The 3,801-nt window shown below is 58.4% G+C and carries 3 protein-coding genes; 2 read left to right on the top strand and 1 reads right to left on the bottom strand.

Annotation, left to right across the window (positions count from 1 at the left end):
• The coding region (locus AX756_RS24540; RefSeq protein WP_197431145.1) for a tyrosine-type recombinase/integrase at nt 1-295 on the bottom strand (295 nt) is incomplete at its 3' end.
• Between the two features lie 229 nt (nt 296-524).
• Here AX756_RS24540 and AX756_RS24535 point away from each other — a divergent pair.
• Both AX756_RS24535 and AX756_RS24530 read left to right on the top strand, forming a co-directional pair.
• On the top strand, nt 525-1,247 hold the full coding sequence (locus AX756_RS24535; RefSeq protein WP_068318473.1) for a hypothetical protein: 723 nt from the start codon (nt 525-527) through the stop codon (nt 1,245-1,247).
• Nucleotides 1,248-1,796: 549 nt separating this feature from the next.
• The gene (locus tag AX756_RS24530; protein WP_068318471.1) at nt 1,797-3,002 is read left to right on the top strand and encodes a hypothetical protein; all 1,206 of its coding nucleotides are present in this window, start codon (nt 1,797-1,799) and stop codon (nt 3,000-3,002) included.
• Nucleotides 3,003-3,801 lie beyond the last annotated feature (799 nt).

Raw genomic sequence — 3,801 nt, 5'->3', positions numbered from 1 at the left:
CGACATTGGCCGCCATCCATTCGCGCTCGACCGCCTCGGAGAGGATGGATCGCAAGCTGACCATGACCTTGCGGGTGAGGGCCCGGGAAACGCCATCATCCAGCAGTTCGTCCATGAAGTCGCGGATATCCGAGCGGGAGAGATCGCTCAGCAGACGATCCCCGATCCTCGGCTCAATATGGATGTGCACGTGGCTGCGATATGCCTTCAGGGTGGCGGCTTCGAGCCCGTTGCGCCGGGCGGTCTTGAGCCACGCTTCGCAGGCGTCGCGGACGGTCTTGTCGGTGTATTTCATGCAGTGCTCGCTCAATTCTGATGCTGAACACATTATAGCAAGCGTGGATCGATCCGTCGGGCTGTTTCCCAATTTTTTCTGTGGGTTGCGTGAGATGAGCTGGATTTCTTCACCGTTCGAGCACCACCGAGGGTACTGGCGGGACGGATCTGCAGGCAATGCTCGGACCGGCGGGGTTGGGTTCCCTGAAGGTCTTGCCATTAATGTTGTAACAACATAATTCGTCTCTATGAGCAACGACACAGAGCGCAAGCATATCCACGGCCACGTCATCCTCACCCATGGCGCGAGGCCGAAAGGCAATCTTAACAGGCACGCGCCGGCCCGGCAGCAGATCCTGAACCTCAAGGCGTTTGCCGATAGGCATGACATCGTGATCTCACGATTGACCTTCGACCATAGCCGATCGATCCGGGGGTGGTCTTCATTTCCCGAGCTTGCTCGCGTTCTGGGACTGAATCGTGCGGCCGGCAGCGGGACTGTCGTCATTGATGATCTCAATCGCTTGTTTCGCGCTCACACAATTGAGCAGAGGCACGATGTGCTCGGCGGGCTCCAGCCGTACCGCCGGAACCTTTTCTGTGTTCGGCAGGGATGCCTGCTCGAAAACATCGATCATCACGAGATGCTGGCATTCCTGAAAAGCCCCGATCGGGGGAAGTGGTCGTACGCTCCGCGCAAGAGCCGCCTGACCGAGGACGAGAAGCGTGACCAGACCCGCCGGGCGGTGATCGCCTCCCGCAAGGCGCGCAGTGCGGCCGCCGACGCCCGAGGGCGTGAACTTGCCGCCGTCCGCGACGAGATGATCGCGGCAGGCGAGACGCCGACGCCGGCGGCTGTCACCGAGGAAGCCAACCGTCGCGGTCTTCGCACCGCGAGGAACAACGCGTGGACGGCGACGAGCGTCGCGAGAATGTTGAAGCGACTGGAGGACAGCACCGTTGCTGACTGACCCGCGGATAGCACGCCAGGGCGTGTGAGCGACGCGTAGGGCGACGTTTCAGCGGAGGGCATGTTATTTGCGTCAACGACCGATCCGCCCACCAGGGGCGCTCTCACAGCGCCTCAGACTGTAACGGTCGCCGATAAGTGCTGGATCGGTAGAAGGGCGTTGCGCTCAGTAAGCTGGCGCGCAGCATGAACTGAGCCGATGCGCCGGGAACTGGTCGATAGCGGGGGACGGCCGGGTTGCCGAACAGAAGTCGTTGCAGAATCGTCACTTGAGATCTTACCGGTACACTGTAGCCGTGCTTGAGAGGCTGTGAGCGGCTCACAGGGATGACCTGATGCGAGCTAGCATCCAATCCTCTGTTTGTGACAGCCGCGCCTGTAGCGCGCTCTCACACGCTCTATCGAGGCGAGAATGGAAGCCGTACACTGGCTGGCCGTCTCCGGTCGGTTAATACAGCCTGTATTTGGGGCGTTCAGAAAATTTCTGCTTGAAAGCAGTAGGTTCATGCACAGATGACGAGGAGCGCTTTCATCAGGAGTTGTCATCGACTTGCCGATTTTGCCCTTCGCCGTGGATATCTTGAAATCCAGCAAACATGGTACTGTCCGGAGCGGGCGTAGCCTTGAGTACGAGACGACCGTGATCTCCAGCGGTCAGGACGTAAACGACGGCCGCATATTGCTTACCCCAAAGATTGACCTGAAGAAATACAGGTTCACCGCCGCCATCGACTGGATCGAGATAGCATTCAACACGCCAGGCAAGCATCAAGCGTTAAACGTCTCAAGGCACATAGAAAGACGTCTCGGCTTTCGTTCATGGGTTTCCGGTCCAGTCCGGGACAAAGCAGGCTATAAGGGGCAAAGCTTCATCTTGAGATTGCAATCACCCGCACCAAACGAATTCTGGCGGCTCTGCGATGAGCTTGAGGGTAGCTATTATCGGGTACGCAAAATCGGTCGTGGCGCAATCAGGGTGACAGGTGTTGAAGTCGCCCTCGACATATATCCCAAATCCGGATGCGGCGAAGAACGCCAGCTCATGAGCGAGGTCGTCCGCCGCCATCACTTGCCTGACATCTACTATTGGCTGGAACAGGATCGATGGCCGCGATCATTTTATTGGGCGGGACGGAATCCCATCTGGCCGATCAATGCTCCTACCCGCAACCACAAGCGGAGATCCGCGCCGAACAGTTCGAACAACGTGACAGCCGGGTATCTCCGCGACTTGAGCCCGGACAGCTATAGGCAGGCTCCCGTGGACGGTACCTTCTACGAAGGTAAGAAAGAGGGGGAACTCCTCTTTCGCATCCAGGACAAGGTGGCCGACAAGCGCGACAAGCGTACTGGATCGGAAATCGAACTCGCACCGGACCAGAGACGGACGAGGATCGAGCTGCAAGTCGGGTACGGTGCGTTCGAGGGCTGCGGAGCGATGTATCGGCGCGGTGAACCGTTCAGATTCGTGGATGTGATGAGAAATCAGTTCCAGTTGCTGTTGCCAAGCCTGACACCGGACGATGTTCAGATTCAGCAATCCGAGTGGGAGGTGTTCAAAAATGCCGGTGTGCTTGGCCTCGATAGATATCAGCGGGCATTGCTCAAGGAGGATCGCCTCACGACGATCAGGTCTCGGAAAGGCGAACGACGTCCGAAGCTGGGCGTCAAAGGGCGCGCGAAGGCATGGTCGGAATTCAACAAGAGAGGAAGAGGCGAGCTGGAACATCTGGACGAGAGATGGAGGAGAAGGTGATTGGAAGAACCGATGCGCTTCCTTTTTCTGTGGTCTCTCTGGAAGAGCGGATGAAAAAGCCTCTGTTGCCGTGGTGGTCGTATTGTCTCAAAATGAATAGGCGTTACGCAACCCGGTCAGCCTGAACGTTGCGGTCGAGCCAAGCATGTATGGTTGAATCTTCTGAAGGGCGACGCCAATTCGGTTGAAAATGGGCCAGAGTAATTGCGCAAAAAAGTTGTCAGCGCTGACTGATCACAGAGGAGCAGGTCACATGCTCGAGACGAGGCCATTGCCAAGCATAGGCCGCGGTGAAATCGGGGGCTGCGATCGAGCAATCCATCGTTGAGTCGAACCCGCCATCACCCCGATGCGGTGAGTGTGCCGAGAGCGTGCAGGACGCTCATTCAGCGACATCTGGTATGCTGTCTGCCCGCAACCCAGCAGCGTGCGCCAGGCGCGCTCTCACAGCCTCTGTGCGCGTTCCGAGTGATTGGACAGGGCGGTTCGTCCCCGGGGTGGATAGAAGATGTCGAGAGCATGTTTCCATGTCGGGGCGCTCCCCGTGCACGCCGCGCGCATGCAAGGGAGCCACACCTTTCGCGAAGAGGCAGACCTCTGGCTCCAGCGAGCCGCCCCATCAGATCGCCGCGACGTTTCAGACACTGATCAACTTGTAGACGCGGCACGTGGAATGTGGGGCCGGGAGCTGCTGTTGTCTGCGTCAGGCCCCCATGGCCTCTATGCGCAGCTAGTGATGTTTGCAAAGTTTGGATCGCCCATCATACCGGATGACGTGATCGGCCGAGGCTGTGTGGAA

The organism is Aliiruegeria sabulilitoris (assembly GCF_001558155.1).
GTDB classification, from domain to species: Bacteria; Pseudomonadota; Alphaproteobacteria; order Rhodobacterales; family Rhodobacteraceae; genus Tropicimonas; species Tropicimonas sabulilitoris.
Note: the sequence above shows the minus strand (reverse complement) of the source record. Positions and strands in the feature narration are given on the sequence as shown.